This is a genomic window from Labrenzia sp. PHM005 (assembly GCF_006517275.1).
Lineage (GTDB): Bacteria > Pseudomonadota > Alphaproteobacteria > Rhizobiales > Stappiaceae > Roseibium.
This window is the reverse complement of record NZ_CP041191.1, coordinates 5,696,359-5,719,462: the sequence shown is the minus strand read 5'-3', so window position 1 is coordinate 5,719,462 and position 23,104 is coordinate 5,696,359. Positions and strand designations below refer to the sequence as shown.

Genomic DNA, 23,104 nt, shown 5'->3' with positions numbered 1-23,104 from the left:
TGGCCGGTTTCGAACCGGCCATTTTTTTGTTAAGGCGCTCTGGCCCGCGAATGCCGGAGCGTTTTCCTGTTTGGACGTACAAATGACTGCTTTGTTTCCTCAAAATGCCGAAACGCTGCCGAAGCTCCATGATCCGGAGTTTCTCGTTTTTATCCGTCACGGGCAGACGGACTGGAATGCAGAAGGCCGGATGCAGGGGCAAAAGGATATTCCGCTGAATGCGACCGGTGAAGGTCAGGCAACGCAAAATGGTGCGCTCTTAAAGCGCTATCTGGACGGCGAGGGGATTGAACCGTCGTCTCTGGACTTTGTCGCCTCTCCACTTGGCCGGACGAGGGCAACCATGGAGCGGGCGCGCAAACAGATGGGTCTGGCACCGGACACTTACCGGCTCGATGCCCAGCTCATGGAAATCACGTTTGGCGGTTGGGAAGGCGCAACGCTGGAGGAGCTTGCAGAAGTGGATCCAGATCGCGTTGCTCAACGGCGTGCGGATAAATGGGGTTTTGTCCCGCCGGACGGAGAAAGTTATGAAATGCTCGCTGAACGCATCGGCCGCTGGTTGCTGACAGTAGACCGGCCATCGGTTGTTGTGTCGCATGGGGGTGTCTTTCGCGTATTGCGTGGTCTTCTGGAAGGCGGGCACACAGCTAAAGTACCGAAATATGATGTGCCGCAGGATAAGGTGTTTGTCTGGCGGGACAGTAAGATGACGGTCCTTGCTGACTGATGAAACAATTTGTCTCGGGCTGATTAGCTCTGACTGACAAATACGTGATCGTGCACCCTCCAAAACGGGTCATCGGATACACATTTAGAACCGTATGAAGGGAAATTTGTCAGGGACTGCGCCCATGTCTGCTGAAGACTTTTATTCCGATCTACCAAGCTGTCAGAACTTCAATACAGATAATCTCGATGGAGATTTCCGGCCTGTACCAGAAGATTGGGTCGTGATAGCCGCGGATATAGTGCGCTCCCGCGATGCCATCGAGGACGGGCGTTACAAGCAGGTCAACATGGTCGGCGCTGCCGTTATTGCAGCTGTCCTGAATGTACTTGACCGGGACCATATTCCATTTGTGTTTGGTGGCGACGGTGCCGTGCTGGTGGTGCCGAAATGCCAGGTTGCAGCCGCTGCTGAGGCTGTTGCAGGTGTGGTCGCTCTATCAAGGAACGTTGTCGGCCTGGAGCTCCGGGCCGCGGCTATTCCGGTCACCGACATCCGCCAGCACGGTGGCGATATCCGGGTGCGGAAGTATCGCCTAAGCCCTGGCAATCATTTGGCGATGATCATCGGTGATGGGTTGTTGATTGCAGACCGGATTTTGAAGGATCCCGACGCCGTTAAGCCCTACACGTTAGAAAAAACGTCTGGTGAACCTGTCTTGGACGGTCTGTCCTGCCGATGGGAGCCGTTGCCCGCGCAAAATGGCCACATCGTTTCGGTGATAATCAAACCAGTACACGATGAGGCCTTACCAGGCATTTTGGAGCGAGTGACAGCGCAGCTTGGATTTAATCCATTGACCGATGACGAGACGGTGCGCCTTGCCGAAGGGAAGCGGCTGCGGTTGCGGTTTCCGCCAAGCGGCCTGAAACTGGAGGCTCGTTTCGGAGCTGGGCGGCGCTGGCTCAAAGGCTATCTCATCGGGCTTATAGAAAGCGTTTTGTTTCTCTATAGCTACTATACCGGATGGCGCGTCGGCCCTCTCGAACCGGCAAAATATATGAAAGAGCTGAGCCTGAACACGGACCACCGGAAACTCGGCGATAGCTTGCAACTTGTTTTGGACCTCTCGCCTCAGCAACTCGGCGGTCTGAAGGCGCAACTGCAGGAACTCTCAGATAATGGACAGGCCGCGTATGGCCTGCACGTATCCGACTCGGCCTTGATGACCTGTTTCCTGCAGGATATGGCAAGCAACCAGCATATCCATTTTGTCGATGGGGCAGATGGCGGCTTGGCGATGGCGGCAACGGATTTTAAGGCCAGGATTGCTGCGCTAAGTGGCAAAAAACCTGCTTATGCGCCGACAGCTTGAGCGGTAGTACCTGATCGCAACTGCGATTGGCGCAGAATCATCTCAATGATTTGGTCTTCGGGAACTGCTTTCGATATCAGGAAACCTTGAATGACATCACAGCCATTGGCCTTAAGCCAGAGGCGCTCCCCTTCCGTTTCAACACCCTCTGCCAACACGCTGATATCGAGGCTCTTGGCCAAGTTGATGAGAGCGCTGGTGAATTTTTGGAGTGCTGGATTCGTGTCTACTCCGGAGACAAAACTGCGGTCGATTTTCACCCGGTCGACTTTCAGATCCCGCAGGCTGGAGATGCTGGAATGGCCCGTGCCAAAATCATCCAGCTCTATGTAAAAGCCGAGCTCCGATAACCGGGCGATATTTTTCTTCACCGGCAAAGCGCCAGCTTCGTCAAGCATGACAGCTTCTAAGATCTCAAGACTGAAATTTGCCGGTTTCAAGCCGAGGCTGACGATCTTGTTGTAAATCTCGTCTGCAACATTTTCCTGGCCGAGAATGCTTGCGGACAGGTTCAGACCCAAGTGTATGTTTGCGGCGCTCACTTCATTGAGCGTCGTGGCGAGTGCCAGCACCTTCTCACGGATTGCGGTCTCAACAAGATCCATATACCCCGCATCTTCCGCTGCCGGGAGAAAGGCGCCCGGAAAACGAACCTGATCCTTCTCTACCCAGCGGGCCAAAGCTTCAGCGCCCACAATTGCACCGGTGTGAATGTCGACCTGAGGCTGAAACCAGGGCAAGATTTCACCGTTCTGTAATGCCGGAAGCAGTTCTTTTGCTGTGTCGGCATTGCTTTCAAACAAAGCCCTCATTGCTGACGTAAATGTTGCCAGCTCTTTCGGGCCTTTTTGTTTTGCGGCTCTGAGTGCCAGTGTTGCATCGGTCAGGGTTTCTTCAGTTAATGACCGACCGGATTTGTTCAGGCAAAGGCCCGCATGGACGTCGATAATCGTGTCTTGATCGTCAATACGCCGCTCTTTACTGAGCATTTTCAGAGCTTTTTTTACGTAGCTCTCAAACTGCTGCGTGTTTTTGACGGCTGGGCGCACAAGCACAAATTCGCTCCCGCCTGTCCGGCTGATGAAATCGTCTGGTTCGGCGAGCATCGTTAGATCGCCGGCAAACGCACGCAAAATAGCGTCCCCTGACTGATCGCCGTGACGATGGTTGATCTTCCGGAACTGGCGGATGTCGAAAACAATCAGGGCAGCAGCTTGCTTGGTGCCCGCCTGCGACATGTTTCTAAGGGCTTTTAGCAGTCCCCTGCGATTTGGCAGACCGGTCAATGGGTCGTGAAAACCGAGTTCTTCGAATTCTCTTTGCGTTCTATCTGCAAGGGCCCGTACAAGCGCGATGCCAATGCCAAAAGCAATCAGGATGATGGCGCCGCCAGTCATGCCGGCTAAGGCCACAGCCCTCAGGGTGGAGGTGCGCTGACTTTCGAGGGTTTCATCCAAGTAGATCAAAACCTCGCGCCAAAGCGAGATCGTTGCCGCGACCAGTTTGGGCTGGGCGGCGATGACTGGCGCGGACACTATGTCCGCGCCCGTGTTCGCGTTGATCGTCGAAGTGAGAAACTTGGCGCCCTGGGATTGAAAAGTAACGTTTGCTTTCCGGTAGTTCTGGGCTTCTTGCCGCAGTGTTTCGGCGGTTGGCCCGGTCAATGCGTCAAGATGGTCCACTGTTTCGCGGGAGGCGCCGTCCGCAGCGACTTTAAACTGCCCACCTTGGACCGGAACCATCATCTTATCCCAAACATTGATGGTTTCCCGTTCGGACAGAAGCATCGCGTTGTCGCGCATCTTTGAAGATTCAATGATCACCAGAGGCAATACATCGGTCAAAAGATATGGAAGCAGAATAGCTTCTAAAGGTGCAGAGGACGACAGACTACCGAACTCACCGATCGCGAGCGTCAATTCCCGCGCTTTGCGCAGAGATTTTGGCGTGCTGTCTTCATTGATAAATTCACTAAATCTTTCTGCGAAGAGGTGTCCAATTTCGGGTCCGCCAAATGCGGCAAGATCTGCTTCCAGATCCGCTGGAACATCGCCGGTATTTGCACCAATAGATTTCTGCCCCATCAACGGCCCAAGCGCTCTTATCAGCCGCAGACCTTCCTGGCTCCGTTCAATCTGACGGACGCTTTCAGATTTCTCGTAGAACCACAGTGTTGCAAAGAGCAGGCAAGGAGCCAGCAAAAAAACAAACAGACCTGTGAGCCAGCCCCGGATGTGCACAGCAAGAACCCGATATTAATAACACTGGTTTGTGACGGTACTGACTTCACCTTAAGGATTGGCAAACCGGAGCGTTGAAACGATTGGAAACAGCCCGACCACACGCAGGTGTGATTGGTACGTCATCCCGCAACTTACGTGGATTGCCGGTTCGAAACGAAAGATCGGTTCTATTTACTTGAAAGATGACCGTTCCCGTGAGTTCCTGGGCTTGAGCTTCGCAGGCGGATAGCTTATCGCTCGGCCACCTACAATTTACGCCGTTTTTTGGAAAGCTTCGAATGTCGCACAACAGCTTTGGTCATATGTTCCGGGTCACCACTTGGGGAGAAAGCCACGGACCGGCGATCGGCTGTGTTGTTGATGGTTGCCCGCCGCTGGTGCCGCTCACCGAAGCCGACATTCAGGGCTTTATGGAAAAGCGCAAACCGGGGCAGTCGAAATACACCACCCAGCGGCGCGAGCCGGACGAAGTTCAGATTTTGTCCGGAGTGATGGTCGATGAGGATGGTGTCCAGAAGACCACCGGAACACCGATCTCGCTGATGGTTCAAAACACCGATCAGCGGTCCAAGGATTACTCCGAGATCAAGGACCGGTTCCGCCCTGGACATGCTGATTTCACTTATGACGCCAAATACGGCATTCGAGACTACCGCGGCGGCGGACGCTCATCGGCACGGGAAACCGCCATGCGTGTGGCCGCGGGTGCTGTTGCCCGTAAGGTTTTGCAGGGCGTGACGATCCGCGGGGCTTTGGTGCAGGTCGGTCCGCACAAGATTGACCGCAGCAACTGGGACTGGAGTGAAGTCGACAACAATCCGTTTTTCTCACCTGATGCTGCAGCAGCTGCGCATTGGGCGGACTACCTGGACGACGTCCGCAAGGCCGGGTCTTCCGTCGGGGCTGTGATCGAGGTCGTTGCCGAAGGCGTGCCGGTCGGTTGGGGCGCGCCCATCTACGGCAAGTTGGACACAGATCTCACTGCCGCGATGATGTCGATCAACGCGGTCAAAGGTGTTGAAGTTGGCAACGGTTTTGAGGCGGCTACTTTGACCGGTGAAGAAAACGCCGATGAAATCCGCATTGATGATGTCGGCCAGCCGGTGTTCTTGACCAACAATGCCGGTGGTGTATTGGGCGGTATTTCCAACGGAGACCCGTTGGTGGTGCGGTTCGCGGTCAAACCGACCTCTTCGATCCTGACCGAACGCAAGTCGATCACCCGCCAAGGCGAGGAAGTGAACGTCATGACCAAAGGCCGTCATGATCCGTGTGTCGGCATCCGCGCTGTTCCGGTGGGCGAGGCCATGATGGCTTGCGTGTTGGCCGATCATCTTATCCGTCATCGTGGCCAGGTTGGCTGATTTTTAGCGGTTTCCGGTAATTCTCCTCAAGTCTCTAATGTGCGGGTATAGATCCATCCGTTAAAGCCCCTAGTTGTTATGAGGGCGCCGACAGGCGTGCCAACAGGGAGGCTTTGAAATGAATGAGATGACGCCGGTCCGTCGGATGACGGCCAAGGATTTTCCGCAAGAGCTTCTGGACCTTTATGATTTCTATGCCCACGGGAAAATCACGAAGCGTGAGTTTTTGAACGGCGCCGCAAAGTTCGCGGTCACCGGTCTCACCGCCGCAATGCTGCTCAATCAGCTGTCTCCGGACTATGCCTTGGCCCAGCAGGTGGATCCAAATGATCAGGATATTGAAACGCAGCGGATCACCTATCCCTCGCCAAACGGCCATGGCGAGGTCAACGCCTATCTGGTGAAACCTGCTGGGATTACCGGAAAGTTGCCCGCAGTTCTGGTCATTCACGAAAACCGGGGTCTCAATCCCTATATTGAGGATGTTGCCCGAAGACTCGGCAAAGCTGGATTTTTAGCGCTTGCGCCCGATGGTTTGACATCGGTGGGCGGATATCCGGGCAATGACGATGAAGGCCGGACACTTCAATCATCCGTCGATCGGGAAAAGCTGCTGAACGACTTCTTTGCCGGATTTGAGTTTTTGCTTGGGCATGAAGGCAGCACTGGAAAAGTCGGCGCAGTAGGGTTCTGTTACGGCGGCGGCGTGGTCAATGCCATTGCCGTTGCCTACCCGGAACTCGCAGCTGGAGTGCCGTTTTATGGCCGCCAGCCACCTGTCGGCGATGTGGCAAAAATCGAGGCGCCATTGATGCTGCAATATGCAGAACTGGACCGGCGTATTAACACCGGCTGGCCGTCCTATGAACGCGCGCTCAAGGACAAAGGCAAAACCTATATCGCGCACATGTACGAGGGCGTGAACCACGGCTTTCACAACGATACAACACCCAGATACGACGCGGCTGCAGCGAAACTTGCCGAAGACCGGACCATCGCTTTCTTCAAGGATCATTTGAAGTAGATGCCGTTTCAAAGCCGGCTAGATCAGCGGCTGGTTAAGCAGAATCGCTTGAGCAGCCAAAGATGCTCTGAGGTGACCTGGTCCGGCCTCGTGACGACAGGTGCTGGCTTCACAGCAGCCGGGATACGCCGACAGCGGACAGGCAAAGCAGCAAGGTGAGGCAGGCGCGCTTGTAGTAGGGGGCGAATTTGGGTGAAAACAGAATGGACCCGAAAAACACCCCTAATAAAACAACTGGAACAAACACCGTTCCGCGCTGCAGGGCCTGCGCAGTCATCAGCTCATAATAGAGCAGCGACATCAGTGTGGTGACCATCCCGGCCAGCAGGAAGATGATCAAGGAACTACGCATCACTTGCGGCTCTGTCTTCCGCGACAGGACATAAAGAGCCACAACGAGCCCGCCGACGGACGCGAGGCCGGTAACAATACCGGCCAGAAGTCCCGCGGCCGGTGTGCCGTACCGGCCGCCAAACCCGGGTGGCACCAGCTTGAGCAATTGAGCGCCGGTCAAGGTCAAGACCAGCAAAAGCGCGATCATCTTCGAAGTTTCAGGGGCGACATAGGTTGTGGCCGCCAGGCCGATCGGGACGCCTATTGCCGAGCCAAGCGCCAGCTGCAAAACCAGGGTCCAGTCGGCCGATCGGATATTGCCGCGCAGGAGCGCGAGGCTGGCGGCCGCTTCCAGAACATAACAGACGGGAATGAGATCAACCGGAGGAATGATCGTCACAATACCGGCCATGACAACAGCCGAGAGGCCAAACCCGGAAAATCCGCGCACAAGGCCTGCGGTGAACACAACAGCTGTGCAAATCCAGAATTGTGTGCCGGTCAAACCTGTGAGCGCGATGATGTCCATCAGCATATATCTCCTTGCCGACGCAAACACTACTGAATGCGAATATGCAGCGAAACAGATGATATTGCAGATCAAAGCTGCAATATTGCAGATATGGACTGGGACGATCTGAAATGTGTGATTGCCTTCCGGCGCGCCGGTTCACTGGACGCGGCGGCCAAAAAGTTGGGCATCAATGCCACAACCATTGCACGCCGCATCCGTTCGCTTGAAAGCCACTTTGGGCAACGTCTGGTCGAGCGCGGCGGCGAGGGGCGGCTCGGTTTGACGGAAACGGGTTTGAAGGTGGCCGGGCAAGCCGAGGCGATTGAGCAAATTACGGGTGATCTGGAAGACGAGCTGAGCAATGCGAAAGATTCGATTGCCGGCTTGGTTCGGCTTTCATCAGTTCCAATGGTGATCAATCATCTGTTGATCCCGCGAGCGCACGCCTTTCTTCAGAGCCATCCCGACCTGCGCCTCAATCTGGATTCTGAAAACCGGACCGTCAGCCTGATCAACCGGGAGACCGATATTGCGCTTCGCTTGGCCCGTCCGGTAGAGGGCGGCCACAGCTTGAAAACGCAGCGCATCTGCAGCTTGGTGCACAGTCTTTACATGTCGTCGGACATCGATCTGGCAGCGTCGGACGGCATGAACTGGATTGGATATCAGGAAACCATGCACCACCTGCCACAGGCTGCTTGGCTGCAGAACAAGGTCACTCACGATGGAGGTGTCTTTTCGCCCGTTGCCGTCTGTGACTTTGCCGGTGCTACAGAGGCCGTTGCGGCTGGTCTGGGAAAATCGGTTCTACCCAGATTGATTGCGGATCAGGACCAGCGTTTACAGCGATTGCCAGACCCTGTTTTTGATCTCAAACGCGAAGTTTGGCTGGTTTACCGGGCGGAAGATCACCGGTTGATGCGTATTCAAACGGTTTGTGATTGGCTCGCAGAACTGTTCGGGTCTTCCTAGAATCTACCACACGGCCTAGTTCCAGCTGCATTTTAAGAAGCGGACTCTTCTGCTGCATCCTTCTTGGTCTTCGCAAACGCCCAGAGTGAAATGACCGCGGCCAGGAACACGACGGCAGCGCCCAGGTAATAGCCAGCCGCAATCGCTTCTGCTGTGATTTGTTTGAGGTCAGCCAGCGCCTCTGGCCAATGTTCCTTTAGCTGTGCGGTTGCCTTGGCTTGAGATTGTTCGGATTGGAACAGCAACAGTTGCAGCTCCCTGCGTTTGTCTGCAACCGGCTCGAGCTGCTGCGCAATGTCCTCAATGCGGGTTTTTTCGATCAGATTGATGACTGAACCGATGCAGGCAATGCCGAAAACACCGCCGGTTTGCCGCAAGGTTTGCAGGATTGCAGAGGCGGTTGCCCGTTGTGTCATGGGAACCTGGGACAGCCCTTCTGTGGTCACCGTGCTGGCCAGCAGTCCAAGACCCAGTCCAATGAGCAGCATGCCGGGGATCATCCAGAGGATGTGGCCAAGTTCCAAAACCAGGGCTTGGGAGAAGAAACCCAGCGAAATGGCAAGGGTTCCAGAGACCGCAAGCAAACGGAAAGAGACCTTGTCGAACAGATAACCGGAGACCTGGGCCATCAAGATGATGGCAAGCACCACGGGCATCATCGCCAAGCCGGTCTGAAACGGGCTGAAGGCGAGGACATTCTGGATAAAGACAGCCCCAAAGACCACCTGGCCAAGCATCGCAAACTGGATGCAGAACAGGACGATGCCGCAACCGAGATAGATCTTGTTGCGAAAGTTGCCGAAATCAATGATTGGCGCGCCGTGGCCGGGTTTTCGGAATGGCAGGGCAATCAGGCAGCCAAGACCGATGGCGGCAAGCGCAAGCGATAAAAGGGAGACTGCACCGCCATCTCCGAGGCTCTGAATGGCCGTTGTCAAAAAGAAGATGCCGGATACCAGAAGAGTTGCACCCATAAAGTCGAAGGGCTTTTCAGTCCCTTTGGGGGCTTCCCGGCCGAGGCGCAGGGCTGCCAGCAGGGTGGCGCAGCCAATAGGTAAGTTGACCAGAAACACCATGTGCCAGGAGAAGCGTTCAACCAGGATTCCCCCAAGCAGCGGACCGGCTGCTAAAAACAGCAATCCGCTGCCGACATAGATCGACATGGCCTTTCCCCGTTCCTTCGGCGGAAAGGTGCCAAAGACGATGGCCGTGGCAGCCGGCTGCATCAAGGACGCTCCAACCCCCTGCCCAATCCGCGCGAGAATGAAAATCTCGCCAACGGGTGCCAGGGCACAGAGGAGCGAGGAGCCGGTGAAGAGTGCTACGCCGGCAGCAAAAGAGCGGTAGTGGCCGAAGCGGTCTCCGGCCCAGCCGGCGCAGATCAAGGAGGCGGCAAGGGCGAGCGTGTAGCCGTTCACCACCCATTGCAGGGCGAGCGGACCAAAATCAAAGCTGCGCTGAAGGGCAGGGATCGCAATCCCAATCACGGTCTGATCGATCATGATCATGCCGATGGCGCCGCTCATATTGATTAGAGTCAGCCCGGATCGTGTCATCGCTCGTGGCCTTGTTCCGTTAAAGATCACTCATGAATTGGACAATGGCCTGCTGAGAGGCTGGTTCGTCCAGGATCGGGCAATGCCCGCGGCCAGAAATCTCCGCAGCCTGCATCTTTGGTGCCATTGCCTGCATCTGTTCGATGGTTTTCTTGGCTGTCACATCGGATAAGACACCGCGGATGGAGAGGATCGGCAGATCCAAATCTGCTGCCTTCTTTTGGGCCGCCCACAGATCGCGCGGCGTTTCTCTGTTTTCGGCCAGCGCCCGGCCAAGATTGTCGTCATAGCGGTGGTGCCACTTGCCATCTTTCAGACCATACATGGAAACGGCCATCCGCTCCCAATCGTCATCGCTCAGGCCTTCAAATTGCTCGCCGACGTGGTCCTTCAATGTCGCGACCACTTTGGAAAGATCCGATTCATCCGGCAATTTGCCGGCGTAGCCGAAAATTCGCGCCATGCCCGCGGTCTCGATTGTCGCGCCCAGGTCGTTGAGAATGATCCCGGCCAGCATATCCGGATGATCTTCGACCATTAGCATCGCCAAGAGCGCCCCAAGGGATGACCCTGCCAGAACCACCGGCTCTTCTTCAAGGTGCTGCCAGAACTCATAGATGTCGCGGATGTAAACAACCGTGTTGTAGTTGCTGAAATCCGGATCGTTGTCGGAGGTATCGCGGCCGCGCAGGTTCAGCGTGTAGATCCGGTAGTTTTCGGCAAGCTGGCTCGCTGCCGGATCCAGATCTCGGATGTTCCGTGTAAGACCGGGGAGGGCCAGAATTGCCGGTTTTCCGGTGCCCTTGTCACCGTAGACGCGATAGGCCAGTGACAAACCGTCAGATGTCTTAAAACTTTGCGCGGTGTAATTGCCAGAATCGTATTTGTCTTCAATTGAACGGGTCATATCAGACCTTTCCTCATAAATTGAGTTTCAAGACGTCAAGATGTCTTAGAGCTGGACTTGGCCGCCTTGGTTCGCGGGCGGCTGGCCGTTTTGGGTTTGGTCGACGCTGCACGCTTTTTCGCCGGTTCGTCAGACGACGGATTTCGTTCGCTTTTCAGCCGGCTGTGGAGGATGTAGTTGATCCGGAATTCATCCTTGTCGAGCGCGTGATTGGCGGCCTTGTAGCCAGCATCAATCCGCTTCTGGATCGTTGACGGGCTGAAGTCGATGACATTGCGCAGCGCTGCACGTTCGGCCGGAATGGTGAAGATGTGCGAGATTGCCCGCCGCCGCATCAGCTTGGTAAAGGCCTCCAGCTCCCGGACCGGGGAATCTTCTGGAACCACGCCATCCAGTTCCCAAAGCATTTCGGCAAACTCATAGGCCTTTTCATGACCTTCATAGGTCTTCCAGAATTTGTCCTCATAAATGAGTTCCGTCATGCGGTCGATCGACTGATTGAGGTCTTTTGGTACATCCCCAAGCGCGCCGAAGAGCTCGATGACGAAGATCGGCAAGTGCTCGACTTCATGTTCGTTCAAAATGCGCACCAGGGATTGGATCGGCGTGTTGTCGTAAATCCCGCCATCCCAATAGAACTGGCCATCAATTTCGATGGGCGGGAAGCTAGGCGGCAACGCACCGCTGGCCATGATGTGCTCTGGCGTCAGCGTGTCTTTGCGATTGGAAAAGCGTTCGATTTCGCCGGAAACGATGTTCGTGGCAGTCACAACCACCGTCGGAGCTTCTGGGGAGTTCAGGAAGTCAAAATTAATGAAGCGGCGCATGGTGTCGAGCGCCGGCGACACATCGTAGATGCTCGGACGTTGGGCGCCAAACATGCTGCCGTGCAGTTTGAAAAACCTGGGGTGTCCCAAGCTAGTGTAGGCTGTGTTGTACTGCTGGAACAAGGGGAAGGGGTGTTCGTGGCCAAGGTAGTCCCAAAGGTCCTGCAGGGTTTCATTGGCTTCACCGTATTTCGGCGCCGCAAGAACGGCAGCGTTCAAGGCGCCGATTGAGGTTCCCGTCAGGATTTCGGGACGATAGCCCTTTTCGTAGATCCGTTGAATGGCCCCGGTTTCATAGGCCCCCAAGGCGCCGCCGCCCTGCAGAACGAGGCCGACGTTCTTGGTTGTCTGTGACATGACATATCCACCTGGCTAAATTGGCTTACGCGACGGGAGTGCTGCAGCGCATCATTTTTGCCAGTTTTATCAAGTTTTATGGACGGTGTCTTAATGGGGCAGAAAAAACACGTGTTAATGGGTAAATTTTGATGACCAAAGTCAGACGAACTTAAACGACCGGATGCGGCTGAGGACCTCGTCCGGGTCACCGACGAGTGTGTGCAGGTTGATAGCGATGAGTTCCCGGCCGTGCTCGCGTTTGCTACGCTTCCAGTTGCGCATCGTGAATTTTTTCCAAAGGGGTGTGTGTTGACCGGACGTGACCGCATTTTCCAAAGGGCGGTTCAGCAATATATTCAGTCTGATCAGACTGTTGCCACGAACGGTCGTCTTGCTCAGATCGATCATCCGGATCGCCGCCCAGTCAAGGAAGCCGATCCGGTCGACGAACAGGCCTTCCTCGTTGGCGCCAAGTTGTGGCCGGTGCCGTTCCAGCATCGGAAAGTGCCAATAGGCGATTGCCGCTGGGCCGAGCGCAGCAAAGAGCAGTAAATAAGTTCCGGTGACAAATCCGATCACCGCAAACATCAAAACCACAAAGACGCAGCCATATACGATGATTTCGCTGTTGCGGCGCTCATATCCGATGGTGAAGGGAGAGGGAGGTTGTTTTTCTTCTCCCTCAGTTTCAGCAGTTCCTTTGTTCTCCGCCAGCGCTGTCATGCGGCACTATCCTATCTGTTTGTCTCACAGGTCTAGGATCTCGGTGTCGTCGATTTTGATGTCAAATCCTTCCAACCCGACATAGTGCCGCTCTCTGGACGCTAGCAGGCGAATGGAGCTGACACCCAGATCCTTGAGGATCTGCGCACCCAGTCCAACCTCCCGCCATTGTTCCTGTCTAGCTTGCGCGGAGCTGTGGTCCTCGGTTTCGGCCGCTTCGAACTCAGTCCTTGGCCGTGTCGACTGGCGCGCAACGCCAACAGACCCCTCGCGCAGATAGACCACAACACCGCGCCCGCGGTCGGCGAAGTGTTTCATGATTTCATCAAGGGGTTGGGCCGTGCCGAAGACATCGTCAAGGACCGATTCCAGTTGCAGTCGGACCGGCACGCTGCGTCCATCGAGAATGTCGCCATAGACGATGGCGACATGGTGCATTGGATCGTAAGGCGTGGAATAGGTCATCGCATACGCCGGGCCGGCAATGGTCTCCACCGGTTGTTCGTTGACCCGCTCCACCAGCCGCTCGGTGCGCTGACGCCAGGCGATTAGGTCGGAAACAGAGACCATTTTGAGGTCATGTTCGGCTGCAAATTCAGAAACTTGCGGGCCGCGTTTGACGGTTCCATCGTCATTGACCAACTCACTGATGACGCCGACCTGTTCCAGACCAGCGAGGCGGCAAAGATCGACGGCGGCTTCCGTATGGCCGGAGCGGATCATGACGCCGCCTTCCTTGGCAACCAGCGGGAAGATGTGGCCCGGCCGGACGAAGTCATCGGCACCGACGTTCGGGTTGGCGAGCGCCCGGACGGTTGAGCAGCGTTCTTCGGCCGAGATACCGGTGGTCAAGCCCTGGCGGTAGTCCACCGAGATGGTGAAGGCTGTTGCGAGCGGTGCATCATTTTCGGCCACCATCGGATCCAGGCGCAGCCGCCGGGCGTGGGCCACGGTCATCGGCGCACAAATGATGCCGGACGTATGGCGCACCATGAAGGCCATCTGTTCAGGAGTAACTTTCGACGCGGCGACAATCAGATCGCCTTCGTTTTCGCGGTCGTCATCATCGGTCACGACCACCATTTCACCACGTTCAAATGCGCGGATTGCTTCTGCGACACGGGCCTGGGACACGGGATGCTCCTTGGTTGTAGACAGTCCGAGAAAGTCGTTTGGAGTCACTTCGCCGTTGGTGGCGATGGCTATTTTGCGTGCCATGTCCCGCGAGACCCAGACATTCGGGTCGTTGCATAGGGCGGTGACGGAGGCAGGCGAGAGATTTGCCCGGCGCGCAAACGCGCTGCGGCTTTCCCCAGTCTGCAAGAGCCAATGATCCAATCTCATGAATTCGGATATACGCTCTTCCGATTTCAGTCACAAGATAGAAAACACAAAAATTTCAGGGATACTGAAAGGTGCTAGATGCCCTTCACAAATTCCACGGCACGGGAGACAAAGGCCGGGGTCATCCAGCGCTGCTCAAGGCCAGTCTCTGCGGCGAGGCTAGTAAAATCCTCTTTGAGATAAGACGTATAATAGGGCTCGTGGAACAGCTGAGGAAAAATCGACAGGAGACCGTCGTATTCCGGCACATCCCCGGTTTGCAGGCTGTCGACAAAGAGGAACGATCCGCCCGGTTTCAGGACGCGGGCAACCTCGCTCAAGACCTGGCGCCGGATCTTGGGCGGCAATTCGTGAAAGAGGAAAACACAGGAAACAACGTCCAGAGACTTGTCCGCGAACGGCAGCTCCTCAGCCATCGCGGTGACAAAACTTGCGCGCCGGTTTTTGAACCGGTCCCGCGCAACGGCGAGATAGGGTTCTGAGAGATCGAGCCCAATACCGGAAAGGCGGGGAAAGGCGGTGAGCGCCGGGCGCAAGAGACCGCCGGTGCCACACGCGAGATCCAGATAGGCCAGCTTGCGCTGATCTTTGCGCTTCAAAATCCGTGCAAAAGGCACCAGCGCCCGGCGGCGCATGGCTGCCGTTGCGCCGGAAAACAGAACATCGACCTGAAAATCGTAAATCCGGGCGCTGTCTTCTGACAGCCAGCCATCGGTTTGGAAATGAAAGTTCTGCCGGTAATAGCGCGGCAAAGCTTCGGCGAAACTCGGGCCGCCGTCATTGACTTCCTGATGGGTTTGTTCAGCCCGGCGGCGGGCGACCTTGGGCACGTCCTTGAAGAAAGCCTGACTGGTGCGCAGCAGTTCCAACGGGCTCATGGTGCCGTCAGATGGCATCGGATAAAGGCCGTCTTCCACAGCCTTCAAATCATCGGCAAACAGCTTGATGATATCAGCCAGCATGCGCCGTTGGCTTGGCACCGGGCCATCCGGTTTTATTGCCGGTGTTTCGGGAAGTGTCTTCTTCAGCTGAAGATTCATCCGCCGCATGGCTTCGGAATGCAGCGAATAAAGGGCGACCCGGCTGCCTTGATGGGCCGCGTAGCGGACCCGGCGGACAATTTTGGCAAGCGGCGGGGCGGAGGGAAAAGATCGTTGATCTTTGACCGCATTACGTTGTCTCGCCGCGTCCATGGCTCACTCCCGTTTCAAGACTGCCACGGCTTCAATATGGGGCGAGAAGCGGAATTGGTCCACAGGTGTGACGGAGTGCAGCGCATAACCGCCATCGATCAGGATGCGCAGGTCCCGGGCAAGGGTTGCCGGATTGCAGGAGACGGCGACAATCGTTTTGACCTTAGATTTGGCGAGCATCTCGGCCTGTGCCTGAGCTCCGGCACGGGGCGGATCGAAAACCACGGCGCCGAACGGTTCCAGCTCATCTCGAACCAGAGGACGGCGGAAGAGGTCGCGTTTTTCGAAAGTAACTTTCTTCAGTCCTTGCGGTTTGCGTAAGGCACGGTCAAGGGAAGCGATAGCCGCCGCATCGCCTTCAACAGCATGAACATTGGACTGCCGGGCAAGGCGCAGGGCAAAGGTGCCGACACCTGAGAAAAGGTCAGCGACGGTTCTTGTCTTGCCAACGCCGTCCAGCACAAGCTTGGAAAGGGTGTCTTCTGCGGTCAGGGTCGCCTGGGTAAAACCGCCCGGCGGGGGAAGCAGCCCGGCACCTCCCATATCCAGGAGCGGCGGGCGCACTTCCAAAAGAACCTCGCCATTGATGGTCAGCCGGGCCAGACCCAGCTCAACGGTCTTTTGGGACAAGGATGGGATCTTGCGCTCATAGGCCTTGTCCGCCTTGTCGAACGCAACGTCGAGACCGGATGTGGTGGAAAGAACCGTGATCCGGAGCTCACCTTTTTTCGGAACGAGGTCGGCGGCTAGCGATTTCAAACCTTTGAGGGCGCCTGTAATCGCCGGGTCCAGCACCGGGCATTCGGATACATCGACCAGTTTGTGGCTGGATTTTTCATGATAACCCAGCAGCACGGATCGCCCGGCCCGGGTGGCCGTAAAAACCGCGCGGCGCCGCCCGCCATCTGTCGCGGCAATTGTCTCAGAAACGTGCGTTTCAATACCCCGGTCTTTCAGAGCTTTTTCGACAAGTGTCCGTTTCCAGGCAAGATAATGTTCTTCGGCCAAATGCTGGACCGAGCAGCCGCCGCAGGCCGCATAGTGCTTGCACACCGGGTCAATCCGGTCCGGGGATTTTTGGGTAAACTCGGGTTTGATCGCCCGGCCGTTCTGGATGCGGGCAGCAACAACCTCCCCCGGCAGGCCTCCGGCTACATAAACGGGGCCATGTTCGGTTAAAGCAATGCCATCTCCCCGATGGCCCAGCTCGGTGATTTCTAGTCGCGTCTCTGTCATGTGGCGAGCGATAGCGCCGATTGGTACCTGCGGCAAGGGAAACCTGAAAAGCCGTCATGTCTGACGGGCGTCATAGGACTGGCGGCAGGCGGTCACGGCGGCTTCATGTTCGAGGGCCCAGTTTACAAGGCCAGTGACTTGGTCCAGCAGCAAAAGTCCAAGCGGTGTCAGACTGTATTCGACGGCTGGCGGGCTGGTCGCAAGTACTTTACGATTGACAAGACCATCACGCTCCAACCCCCGCAATGTCACTGTTAACATCCGCTGGGAGATGCCGTCGATCGACCGCATCAATTGCCGGAAACGTTCAGTTTTGCGGCCGAGCCGCAAAATGACTAACACACTCCATTTATCGCCGACGCGGTCGAGAATATCACGCACCGAGCAGGGGCCGCTGAAGTCGTTGGTAACCCAAGTGTCAACATCTTGATTGTGCCTTTCCAGATCGATGGAGGTTACTTTCAGGTGCCTATCGCTGGAATTCGTGCCTTCTTTTTTAGCCACTTGTCTAGTCCTATGTAGTGCTTCCTATCAGTAACCAGCTTACATTGGAGAACCAGTATGAACCAGACAGTTGCTGTTTTCGGAGCCACTGGGGCGCAGGGAGCCCCAGTCGTGCGCGAAGCGCTTGCGAAGGGTTTGAGCGTGAGAGCTATCGCCCGGACTGAAGATAGGATCGCCCGGATGCATCCTGAGGCCATGCCCATCGCAGCTGCCCTTACCGACGAAGACGCAATCTACACGGCTTTGGATGGGGTAGATGCAGCTTTTTTGCATCTGCCGATGCCGACTTCGCAGGACGAACCAGCCGCATGGATGAGCTCATTTTTTAATGCAGCCCATCGGGCAAATCTGCCATTGCTTGTCTTCACCACAAGCGGTCCAGCCGGTGAGCGATACCCGTCATCGTTCGCGATCGATGGTGCGACAGCAGCAAGAGATGCTGTCCTATCCAGTGGAATACCGTCCATCGTGCTGCAGCCAGCGATTTATCTGGAAAACCTCTTGGTCGATCTGTTCGTGCCGGCGTTGCGTTCGAGCGGTCAACTTGATTATCCGCCGCTTCCAGCAGATCACACGGTTGCCTGGATCTCTCATAAAGATCAAGCCGCCATCGCGGTCGCAGCCATGGTGCGCCCGGGCCTCGCAGGGCAGTTTTTTGAAATCGCTTCGCCTACGCCGGCAACGAGCAGTGATCTGGCTAAACTTCTTGAGCGTTGGCTTGATCGACGGGTTGATTTTAAACCCGCAGACCCAAAAGAGTTTGCAGGCCGCGTCGGGGAAGCTTTGAACAATCCGGGCGTGGCGTTTGCTTTGGGCGATATCTACAGTGCTCTGGCGCAGATGAATCCGGACGGTATGGTGGTTGATACGGCCCTCCTGCAACGGACATTTGGCGTCGAGCTCACGCCACTTGCAACACATATCGAAAACTGGAAGACCGAGACAGCACTATCAGTCTGATCGTTGTTAACAGTATAGAGTTGCTGCACTTATTGGTGATCAAAAGCCCCCTTACCCAGGACAAGTAGGTAGGGGGGCTTGTTTGGCAGTTACGGCGCTGAAAGCAGCCGGATACCGGCCAGAGAAAAGAAAGTGCCCATCGCCGTTTGCAGCGCCCGCCGGCATTTCGCGTAGCCGCGTTGCATGATCGGGGTTGAAAAGACGATGGCATAGATCAGGTGAATGAGGATGGAGAGCACCGTGATGCCTGCGCCAATAATCGCGCCAACCCACCAGGGCGCTCCATCCTGCATGCCGAGCGAGACGACGGCGATCCAAGCCATGATGGCTTTGGGATTTGTCATCATGATCAGATAGCCGGAGCGGGCACAATGAAACAAAGAGTGTGGCTTCTTCGCATCCTTCGGAATGGTCAGATCGGTTTTTGAAGCAGCTGACCGCAAGGATTTATATCCCAGCCAGAGGAGATAAAGTCCGCCCATGATCTTGATAGCTGTCAGCAAGGGCGCATAGGCCGCAATTAAAGCGGTGAGGCCAAAAATCGTCAGGATGGCCCAGCTAAAAGACCCTGCAGCGACACCAAGGCCGAGCGCCATTCCCGGCTTGCGCCCGTTGCTCATGGACATGCCCATGATGGCCAGAACATTCGGTCCTGGCGTGGCAATGGCCAGCAGGAACGCCGAATAAGACATCAGAATACCGGGCAAATAGTCCATGAAATTTTCCATTGTCGAATCCTATGTTGCTGCTTTGTTCCGGTAAAGGCTAAGTTGTATTCCGTCGTATGTCTAGCTAGAAGTGTTTCTTCCCATAAAGCAGCCACTCGGCGTTGCCGTCACCGCCTTTGACCGGGGAGGGGATCAGGTCACCAGCTGTCCAACCGGGGTGATTGCCTAACCATGTTTGCAAGGCTTTTGCTGTTTCTTCAGCGACGTCCGGGTCAACAAGACCGCCCTTGCCGATCTTGTCCTTGCCGGCTTCAAACTGCGGCTTGACCAGAAAGATTCCTTCCGCATCGGGGGCTGCCAGTTCGAGAGCCGGAGGAAGGGCAAGTTTGAGAGAGATGAAACTGACGTCGGAGACGAGGATTTGCGGCTGATCACCGCCCAGATTTTCTGACCCTAGATCGCGGGCATTGAGGCCATCTTGGGCAAGCACCTTTGGATGAGAGCGCAGGCTGTTATGAAGCTGGTCATGGCCGACATCGATGGCATGAACCTTTGCTGCGCCGTTCTCCAGAAGCACCTGGGTGAATCCACCCGTCGAGGCGCCGATGTCGAGACAGATTTTCTCAGATGGGGCGACACCAAAGACGGATAGTCCTTCAATTAGCTTCAGTGCGGCGCGCGAGACATATCCGGAGGCCGGATCATCCACCTTTATTACGACTGTGGCAGCCACCTTCTGCGATGGTTTGCCGGCCGGCTGGCCGTCGACGGTGACCGTGCCGCGCAAGATCGCATCGCGTGCCCGCGCTCGGCTCGGAAAATGTCCGGTATCAACCAGGTGCTGATCCAGGCGCTGTTTGGACACGGCTTAGAAGCAGCCTGCAATGGCGGAAATCAGCCGGTCCACATAGACCCGTTCACCTGCATAGAGCCACAGCATAGCGGACAGCGCGACGAGGCTTGTCGCGCCAAAAGCCAGTCCGAGATAGAGCGGCATCCGCATTCCGCTTTGGTCCTTTCAGATGGCCTTAAGAGGAGGCCGCTGTGTTTTCAATCAGGCGCTTGAGTTTTGCCAGCGCTGTTTCTTCCGCTTCGCCATAAGCGATGGTACCGACAAACTCGTTGTTCTCGTTCATCAGATAAACGGCCGCGGAATGGTCCATTGTATAATCGCCGTCGTCAAGAGGAACCCGCTTGGCGTAGACCCGGTAGGCTTTCAGCATGGCATCAACCTGTTCCTTGGAACCCGTGAGCGGCGTGATGCGCTTGTCGAAGGCCCATACGTAATCACGCATGACGTCCGGCGTGTCACGTTCTGGGTCTACACTGACAAAAGCGTAGTTCAGCTTTTCCGCATCTGGTCCAAGCTCTGCCATCCAGCCCTGCAGTTCCGACAAGGTCGTCGGGCAGACATCCGGGCAATAGGTGAAGCCAAAAAACATCACCGTCGGTTTTCCGGCGAAGGTTTTATCCGTCACCGTTTCGCCGGTGCCGCTGACCAGTTCAAACGGGCCGCCGATCGCTGCGAGCGGCTTGATCAAAGCACTGGAATTATCATTCGCCGTGGTTTGAAAGTAGACAAGTGCACCGGCCACGCAGGCGAGGACGGCGACTGCCGCCCACGCCACGTACCGGAAGAGCTTCAAGCCGGACATGGCTGTCTCTCCCCGTGTTGCTTAGTTGTGTTTCTTCTTGCCGTGATCGTGATCACCATGATCACCATGATCGCCGTGTTTCATGGCCTTGGCGCCCATCTTGGCAACATCCAGTTCGACGGTTACGTCTCCAGCCTTTTCAAAGGTCAGGACAACTGGCACTTTGCTGCCCTCTTCAAAGGACTGGTTTAGTCCCATGAACATGATGTGCAGGCCTCCCGGCTTCAAGGTCACGGTTTCACCGGCAGGCACTTCGATGCCGCCTTCCATTTCCCGCATTTTCATGACGCCATCCGTGACGGCCATTTCATGCAGCTCGGTTTTCTTGGCAACGTCGGACTTTGCAGCCACCAAACGGTCGGCTTCTGAGCCCATGTTCATGATTTCAACGAAGCCGCCACCCGCTTTTGCCTTCGGCGGCGTGGCCCGGGTCCAGGCTTTGGAAAGCATGAGATCGCCGGCCTTGTAGTCAGCAGCGATGGCGGTCAGGGAGACAAGCGAAAGGGCAGCGGCAGCTGCAAGGGAGGTCAGGAGTTTCATGTCAATAATTCCTCAAGTTCTGAATGTGGTTTGGGTGGTTCAGGCTTGAGGAAAGGGCGGGGCCCGGATGGAAAGCGCATTGGCAGCAAGTGGAAAGACGGTATTTTCCAAGGACCGGAATTGGTCGGGGGCTGAGACGAGCAGCGACAGTCTGGGTGTGTCATTGGCTGCCGAAAGACATGGCCCGAAAGCACAGCCGTGCGGGCATGTTGTGCCGCAATGACAGGCCGAGAGATCGTGCATCGCTTCAGATGGCACATTGGTCTCGGCCGATTGGCAGAGGCTTGTCAGGCCTTCCGCCGCGACGGCCCCGGAGGGCGCCAAAGCGGTGCCCAGCGTCATCAGGCCAAGGCGCAGCACAAAGGCGAGTACGGTCAGCGCCACCAGGGGTGAGCGCTCCCGCCGCAATGCCTCAACTATGCTCATACGCCGCTTCATACTGCGGCTATAAGCTGATTGGGAGCCTCTGTCGAGAGACGAAATGGCGCAGGAGGCCCCGCGTAAGTTGCTTTACTTACAGCGCATTGAGAGTGCCTAAGACGAGCTGGTGTCTTTGGCCGGAGGTTCTTTCGCCCCAGCGTTTTCGGCAGGTTCACCTGGCTCCGCCGGGTCTGATGTTGCCGTATCCTCGGTCGCGACAGAATCGGCCTCCGCCTCATCCTCGGTTTCTGTGTCTCCGCTCGTTGTGTCGAAGTTGTAGATGTCATCCTCATAAGCCGGGAATTCTTCCGGCGGAATGACATATTCTTCCGCTTCCGCATCCAGTTCTTCTGTGGAGATGACTGTACCGACCTGAGCCGTTGCAGCGTATTCGAAGTCGGTCTTTTCTTCTGACGTCAGCGCCTGGCGGGTGAGGACGCGGGTGAAGATGAAGCCGGCCATGGCAACGTTGAAGGCGATGACCATGACATAGAGCCCAGATGGTCCCATGTGCCCCATCAACATGGAGGCAATCAAAGGGCCGACAATTGAGCCGATGCCGAAGGACAAAAGCATGCCGGACGAGGTTTCAACAAAATCCTCCTGGGCTGCGTGATCGAAGGCATGCGCGACGGCAATCGCATAGAGCGGCTGCGAGAACATACCGACCAAGACGGCCGTTCCGGTGGCGATCAGAAACACATTGGGCGAAAACACGACGATTGCGGTGGACGCGGCCGCGGTGGCCAGGCCCAGCACAATCAAGACAATACGCCGGTCAATGCTGTCCGACAGGCGGCCAACCGGCCATTGGGCAAGCAGGCCGCCGCCGATGATGGCTGCGGCATAAAACGCGGACTGATTGGTCGAGAGCCCGATTTGAGATCCGTAAAGCGGTGTCAGTGTCAGGAGCGCACCCTGCGAAATGCCGATAAAGAAGATACTGACGAAAGCCGCCGGTGAGTTCTTGTAAAGCTGGACCGGTCGGAACCGCACAAGGGTAATCGGGGCCGGCTGCGCAGAGGTGGTCAGAGAAACCGGCATCACGGCAAGACTGACGCTGATTGACGCAATCACGAACGGAATGAAGGACGAAATGCTCATGGTCGCAATCGACACCTGTCCGAGCATCAGGGCTCCGAACAGGATTACGATGTAAATCGACATAATGGTGCCGCGGTTTTGGTTGGTCGCGCTTTCGTTCAACCAGCTTTCCACGATCATGTAAAACCCGGCGAGTGCAAAACCGGAGATCACGCGGATCAAAACCCAGGCGATCGGGTCAATGATCACAGGATGAAGGATCGCGGCTGCCGACATCATGGAAACGAGCGCGGCAAAGGCCCGGATGTGTCCGGCGCGCATGATCAGAAGCGGGGCTCCCAGGCAACCGATGACCATCCCGACAAAATAGGCGGAGGACATCGCACCGATTTCAAAATCGGAGAAATAAAACCGGTCGGCCGCCAAAGGCAGCAATGTCGTCTGCAGGCCATGCCCAAAAATGAGCAGAGCGACCGACAACAAGAGTGCGGATACCGAAAGAAGCGTCTGTGCCATGGTTGCCTCCAGAGCGTTTCAAATTAGCAGTGAACGGCTCTAAAAAGGGCGGAAAACAAAAGCGCCGGCGGATGGCCGGCGCAACTGCAATTACCATTCAGCGTTAATCAGCTTATGGCGAGTCTGTCAATCTAATGACTGCGGCGTTTGATGGCTCAAAACCGGCATCCGATGATC

The 23,104-nt window shown here is 56.2% G+C and carries 23 protein-coding genes; 6 read left to right on the top strand and 17 right to left on the bottom strand.

Annotation, left to right across the window (positions count from 1 at the left end):
* Nucleotides 1-82 precede the first annotated feature (82 nt).
* The gene (locus tag FJ695_RS25830; RefSeq protein ID WP_141188128.1) at nt 83-730 is read left to right on the top strand and encodes a histidine phosphatase family protein; all 648 of its coding nucleotides are present in this window, start codon (nt 83-85) and stop codon (nt 728-730) included.
* Between the two features lie 124 nt (nt 731-854).
* Complete coding sequence (locus FJ695_RS25825) at nt 855-2,045, top strand: DUF3095 family protein (protein ID WP_209010818.1); 1,191 nt, start codon at nt 855-857, stop codon at nt 2,043-2,045.
* Here the strand turns inward: FJ695_RS25825 and FJ695_RS25820 are convergent.
* Nucleotides 2,027-4,129: a bifunctional diguanylate cyclase/phosphodiesterase gene (locus FJ695_RS25820; protein ID WP_209010817.1), complete on the bottom strand. Its 2,103-nt coding sequence runs from the start codon at nt 4,127-4,129 to the stop codon at nt 2,027-2,029. The genes FJ695_RS25825 and FJ695_RS25820 overlap by 19 nt on opposite strands.
* Nucleotides 4,130-4,566: 437 nt before the next feature.
* Here FJ695_RS25820 and aroC point away from each other — a divergent pair, with 437 nt between their 5' ends.
* Entirely contained in the window at nt 4,567-5,652 is a 1,086-nt protein-coding gene (gene aroC / locus FJ695_RS25815; RefSeq protein ID WP_141188125.1) for a chorismate synthase, read from the top strand.
* Nucleotides 5,653-5,770: 118 nt separating this feature from the next.
* A complete protein-coding gene (gene yghX / locus FJ695_RS25810) occupies nt 5,771-6,676 on the top strand; it encodes a YghX family hydrolase (protein ID WP_141188124.1) in 906 nt (301 codons plus the stop codon).
* Nucleotides 6,677-6,785: 109 nt separating this feature from the next.
* Here yghX and FJ695_RS25805 read toward each other — a convergent pair whose 3' ends face one another.
* Nucleotides 6,786-7,538 (bottom strand): sulfite exporter TauE/SafE family protein, encoded by a 753-nt coding sequence (locus FJ695_RS25805; protein ID WP_168206490.1) that lies wholly within the window; start codon nt 7,536-7,538, stop codon nt 6,786-6,788.
* A 93-nt stretch (nt 7,539-7,631) separates the two neighbouring features.
* Here FJ695_RS25805 and FJ695_RS25800 point away from each other — a divergent pair, with 93 nt between their 5' ends.
* Entirely contained in the window at nt 7,632-8,495 is an 864-nt protein-coding gene (locus FJ695_RS25800) for a LysR family transcriptional regulator (RefSeq protein ID WP_168206489.1), read from the top strand.
* 32 nt (nt 8,496-8,527) lie between these two features.
* Here the strand turns inward: FJ695_RS25800 and FJ695_RS25795 are convergent, their stop codons facing one another.
* The 8 genes from FJ695_RS25795 to FJ695_RS25760 all read right to left on the bottom strand — a co-directional run bounded on the left by FJ695_RS25795 (nt 8,528) and on the right by FJ695_RS25760 (nt 17,124).
* Nucleotides 8,528-10,051, bottom strand: coding sequence for a DHA2 family efflux MFS transporter permease subunit (locus tag FJ695_RS25795; protein ID WP_141188121.1), 1,524 nt, complete (start codon nt 10,049-10,051; stop codon nt 8,528-8,530).
* 19 nt (nt 10,052-10,070) lie between these two features.
* A complete protein-coding gene (locus FJ695_RS25790) occupies nt 10,071-10,958 on the bottom strand; it encodes an alpha/beta fold hydrolase (RefSeq protein WP_141188120.1) in 888 nt (295 codons plus the stop codon).
* Between the two features lie 35 nt (nt 10,959-10,993).
* Entirely contained in the window at nt 10,994-12,142 is a 1,149-nt protein-coding gene (locus FJ695_RS25785) for a patatin-like phospholipase family protein (RefSeq protein WP_141188119.1), read from the bottom strand.
* 141 nt (nt 12,143-12,283) lie between these two features.
* On the bottom strand, nt 12,284-12,847 hold the full coding sequence (locus tag FJ695_RS25780; protein WP_141188118.1) for a hypothetical protein: 564 nt from the start codon (nt 12,845-12,847) through the stop codon (nt 12,284-12,286).
* A gap of 24 nt (nt 12,848-12,871) precedes the next feature.
* Nucleotides 12,872-14,191: a 3,4-dihydroxy-2-butanone-4-phosphate synthase gene (gene ribB / locus FJ695_RS25775; RefSeq protein WP_141188117.1), complete on the bottom strand. Its 1,320-nt coding sequence runs from the start codon at nt 14,189-14,191 to the stop codon at nt 12,872-12,874.
* Between the two features lie 74 nt (nt 14,192-14,265).
* Entirely contained in the window at nt 14,266-15,384 is a 1,119-nt protein-coding gene (locus tag FJ695_RS25770) for a class I SAM-dependent methyltransferase (protein WP_141188116.1), read from the bottom strand.
* Between the two features lie 3 nt (nt 15,385-15,387).
* The gene (locus tag FJ695_RS25765) at nt 15,388-16,620 is read right to left on the bottom strand and encodes a class I SAM-dependent RNA methyltransferase (protein WP_141188115.1); all 1,233 of its coding nucleotides are present in this window, start codon (nt 16,618-16,620) and stop codon (nt 15,388-15,390) included.
* 54 nt (nt 16,621-16,674) lie between these two features.
* Nucleotides 16,675-17,124, bottom strand: a complete 450-nt coding sequence (locus FJ695_RS25760) for a helix-turn-helix domain-containing protein (protein WP_305778394.1) — start codon at nt 17,122-17,124, stop codon at nt 16,675-16,677.
* A 57-nt stretch (nt 17,125-17,181) separates the two neighbouring features.
* Between FJ695_RS25760 and FJ695_RS25755 the strand changes: the two genes are divergently transcribed.
* A complete protein-coding gene (locus FJ695_RS25755) occupies nt 17,182-18,084 on the top strand; it encodes an SDR family oxidoreductase (RefSeq protein WP_141188114.1) in 903 nt (300 codons plus the stop codon).
* An 89-nt stretch (nt 18,085-18,173) separates the two neighbouring features.
* Here FJ695_RS25755 and FJ695_RS25750 read toward each other — a convergent pair whose 3' ends face one another.
* From FJ695_RS25750 to FJ695_RS25725, 7 genes are all read right to left on the bottom strand, one after another.
* Nucleotides 18,174-18,800: a LysE family translocator gene (locus FJ695_RS25750; RefSeq protein WP_209010816.1), complete on the bottom strand. Its 627-nt coding sequence runs from the start codon at nt 18,798-18,800 to the stop codon at nt 18,174-18,176.
* 76 nt (nt 18,801-18,876) lie between these two features.
* Nucleotides 18,877-19,617, bottom strand: coding sequence for a TlyA family RNA methyltransferase (locus tag FJ695_RS25745; RefSeq protein ID WP_141188112.1), 741 nt, complete (start codon nt 19,615-19,617; stop codon nt 18,877-18,879).
* 3 nt (nt 19,618-19,620) lie between these two features.
* Nucleotides 19,621-19,755, bottom strand: a complete 135-nt coding sequence (locus FJ695_RS28435; RefSeq protein ID WP_256370138.1) for a hypothetical protein — start codon at nt 19,753-19,755, stop codon at nt 19,621-19,623.
* A gap of 25 nt (nt 19,756-19,780) precedes the next feature.
* A complete protein-coding gene (locus FJ695_RS25740; RefSeq protein WP_141188111.1) occupies nt 19,781-20,407 on the bottom strand; it encodes an SCO family protein in 627 nt (208 codons plus the stop codon).
* 21 nt (nt 20,408-20,428) lie between these two features.
* Nucleotides 20,429-20,947 carry a copper chaperone PCu(A)C gene (locus FJ695_RS25735; RefSeq protein WP_141188110.1) on the bottom strand — a complete coding sequence of 173 codons (519 nt, stop codon included), beginning with the start codon at nt 20,945-20,947 and terminating at the stop codon, nt 20,429-20,431.
* A 39-nt stretch (nt 20,948-20,986) separates the two neighbouring features.
* Nucleotides 20,987-21,373 (bottom strand): hypothetical protein, encoded by a 387-nt coding sequence (locus FJ695_RS25730; RefSeq protein WP_141188109.1) that lies wholly within the window; start codon nt 21,371-21,373, stop codon nt 20,987-20,989.
* Nucleotides 21,374-21,481: 108 nt separating this feature from the next.
* Nucleotides 21,482-22,927, bottom strand: coding sequence for an MFS transporter (locus FJ695_RS25725; protein WP_141188108.1), 1,446 nt, complete (start codon nt 22,925-22,927; stop codon nt 21,482-21,484).
* Nucleotides 22,928-23,104: the final 177 nt, after the last annotated feature.

Excerpts from the sequence above, each read along its gene's own strand:
- FJ695_RS25830 (WP_141188128.1), top strand. The coding sequence starts at position 83 with ATGACTGCTTTGTTTCCTCAAAATGCCGAAACGCTGCCGAAGCTCCAT.
- FJ695_RS25825 (WP_209010818.1), top strand. The coding sequence starts at position 855 with ATGTCTGCTGAAGACTTTTATTCCGATCTACCAAGCTGTCAGAACTTC.
- FJ695_RS25820 (WP_209010817.1), bottom strand. The coding sequence starts at position 4,129 with ATGGGGCAGAAATCTATTGGTGCAAATACCGGCGATGTTCCAGCGGAT.
- aroC (WP_141188125.1), top strand. The coding sequence starts at position 4,567 with ATGTCGCACAACAGCTTTGGTCATATGTTCCGGGTCACCACTTGGGGA.
- yghX (WP_141188124.1), top strand. The coding sequence starts at position 5,771 with ATGAATGAGATGACGCCGGTCCGTCGGATGACGGCCAAGGATTTTCCG.
- FJ695_RS25805 (WP_168206490.1), bottom strand. The coding sequence starts at position 7,538 with ATGGACATCATCGCGCTCACAGGTTTGACCGGCACACAATTCTGGATT.
- FJ695_RS25800 (WP_168206489.1), top strand. The coding sequence starts at position 7,632 with ATGGACTGGGACGATCTGAAATGTGTGATTGCCTTCCGGCGCGCCGGT.
- FJ695_RS25795 (WP_141188121.1), bottom strand. The coding sequence starts at position 10,051 with ATGACACGATCCGGGCTGACTCTAATCAATATGAGCGGCGCCATCGGC.
- FJ695_RS25790 (WP_141188120.1), bottom strand. The coding sequence starts at position 10,958 with ATGACCCGTTCAATTGAAGACAAATACGATTCTGGCAATTACACCGCG.
- FJ695_RS25785 (WP_141188119.1), bottom strand. The coding sequence starts at position 12,142 with ATGTCACAGACAACCAAGAACGTCGGCCTCGTTCTGCAGGGCGGCGGC.
- FJ695_RS25780 (WP_141188118.1), bottom strand. The coding sequence starts at position 12,847 with ATGACAGCGCTGGCGGAGAACAAAGGAACTGCTGAAACTGAGGGAGAA.
- ribB (WP_141188117.1), bottom strand. The coding sequence starts at position 14,191 with ATGAGATTGGATCATTGGCTCTTGCAGACTGGGGAAAGCCGCAGCGCG.
- FJ695_RS25770 (WP_141188116.1), bottom strand. The coding sequence starts at position 15,384 with ATGGACGCGGCGAGACAACGTAATGCGGTCAAAGATCAACGATCTTTT.
- FJ695_RS25765 (WP_141188115.1), bottom strand. The coding sequence starts at position 16,620 with ATGACAGAGACGCGACTAGAAATCACCGAGCTGGGCCATCGGGGAGAT.
- FJ695_RS25755 (WP_141188114.1), top strand. The coding sequence starts at position 17,182 with ATGAACCAGACAGTTGCTGTTTTCGGAGCCACTGGGGCGCAGGGAGCC.
- FJ695_RS25750 (WP_209010816.1), bottom strand. The coding sequence starts at position 18,800 with ATGGACTATTTGCCCGGTATTCTGATGTCTTATTCGGCGTTCCTGCTG.
- FJ695_RS28435 (WP_256370138.1), bottom strand. The coding sequence starts at position 19,755 with ATGCGGATGCCGCTCTATCTCGGACTGGCTTTTGGCGCGACAAGCCTC.
- FJ695_RS25740 (WP_141188111.1), bottom strand. The coding sequence starts at position 20,407 with ATGTCCGGCTTGAAGCTCTTCCGGTACGTGGCGTGGGCGGCAGTCGCC.
- FJ695_RS25735 (WP_141188110.1), bottom strand. The coding sequence starts at position 20,947 with ATGAAACTCCTGACCTCCCTTGCAGCTGCCGCTGCCCTTTCGCTTGTC.
- FJ695_RS25730 (WP_141188109.1), bottom strand. The coding sequence starts at position 21,373 with ATGAGCATAGTTGAGGCATTGCGGCGGGAGCGCTCACCCCTGGTGGCG.
- FJ695_RS25725 (WP_141188108.1), bottom strand. The coding sequence starts at position 22,927 with ATGGCACAGACGCTTCTTTCGGTATCCGCACTCTTGTTGTCGGTCGCT.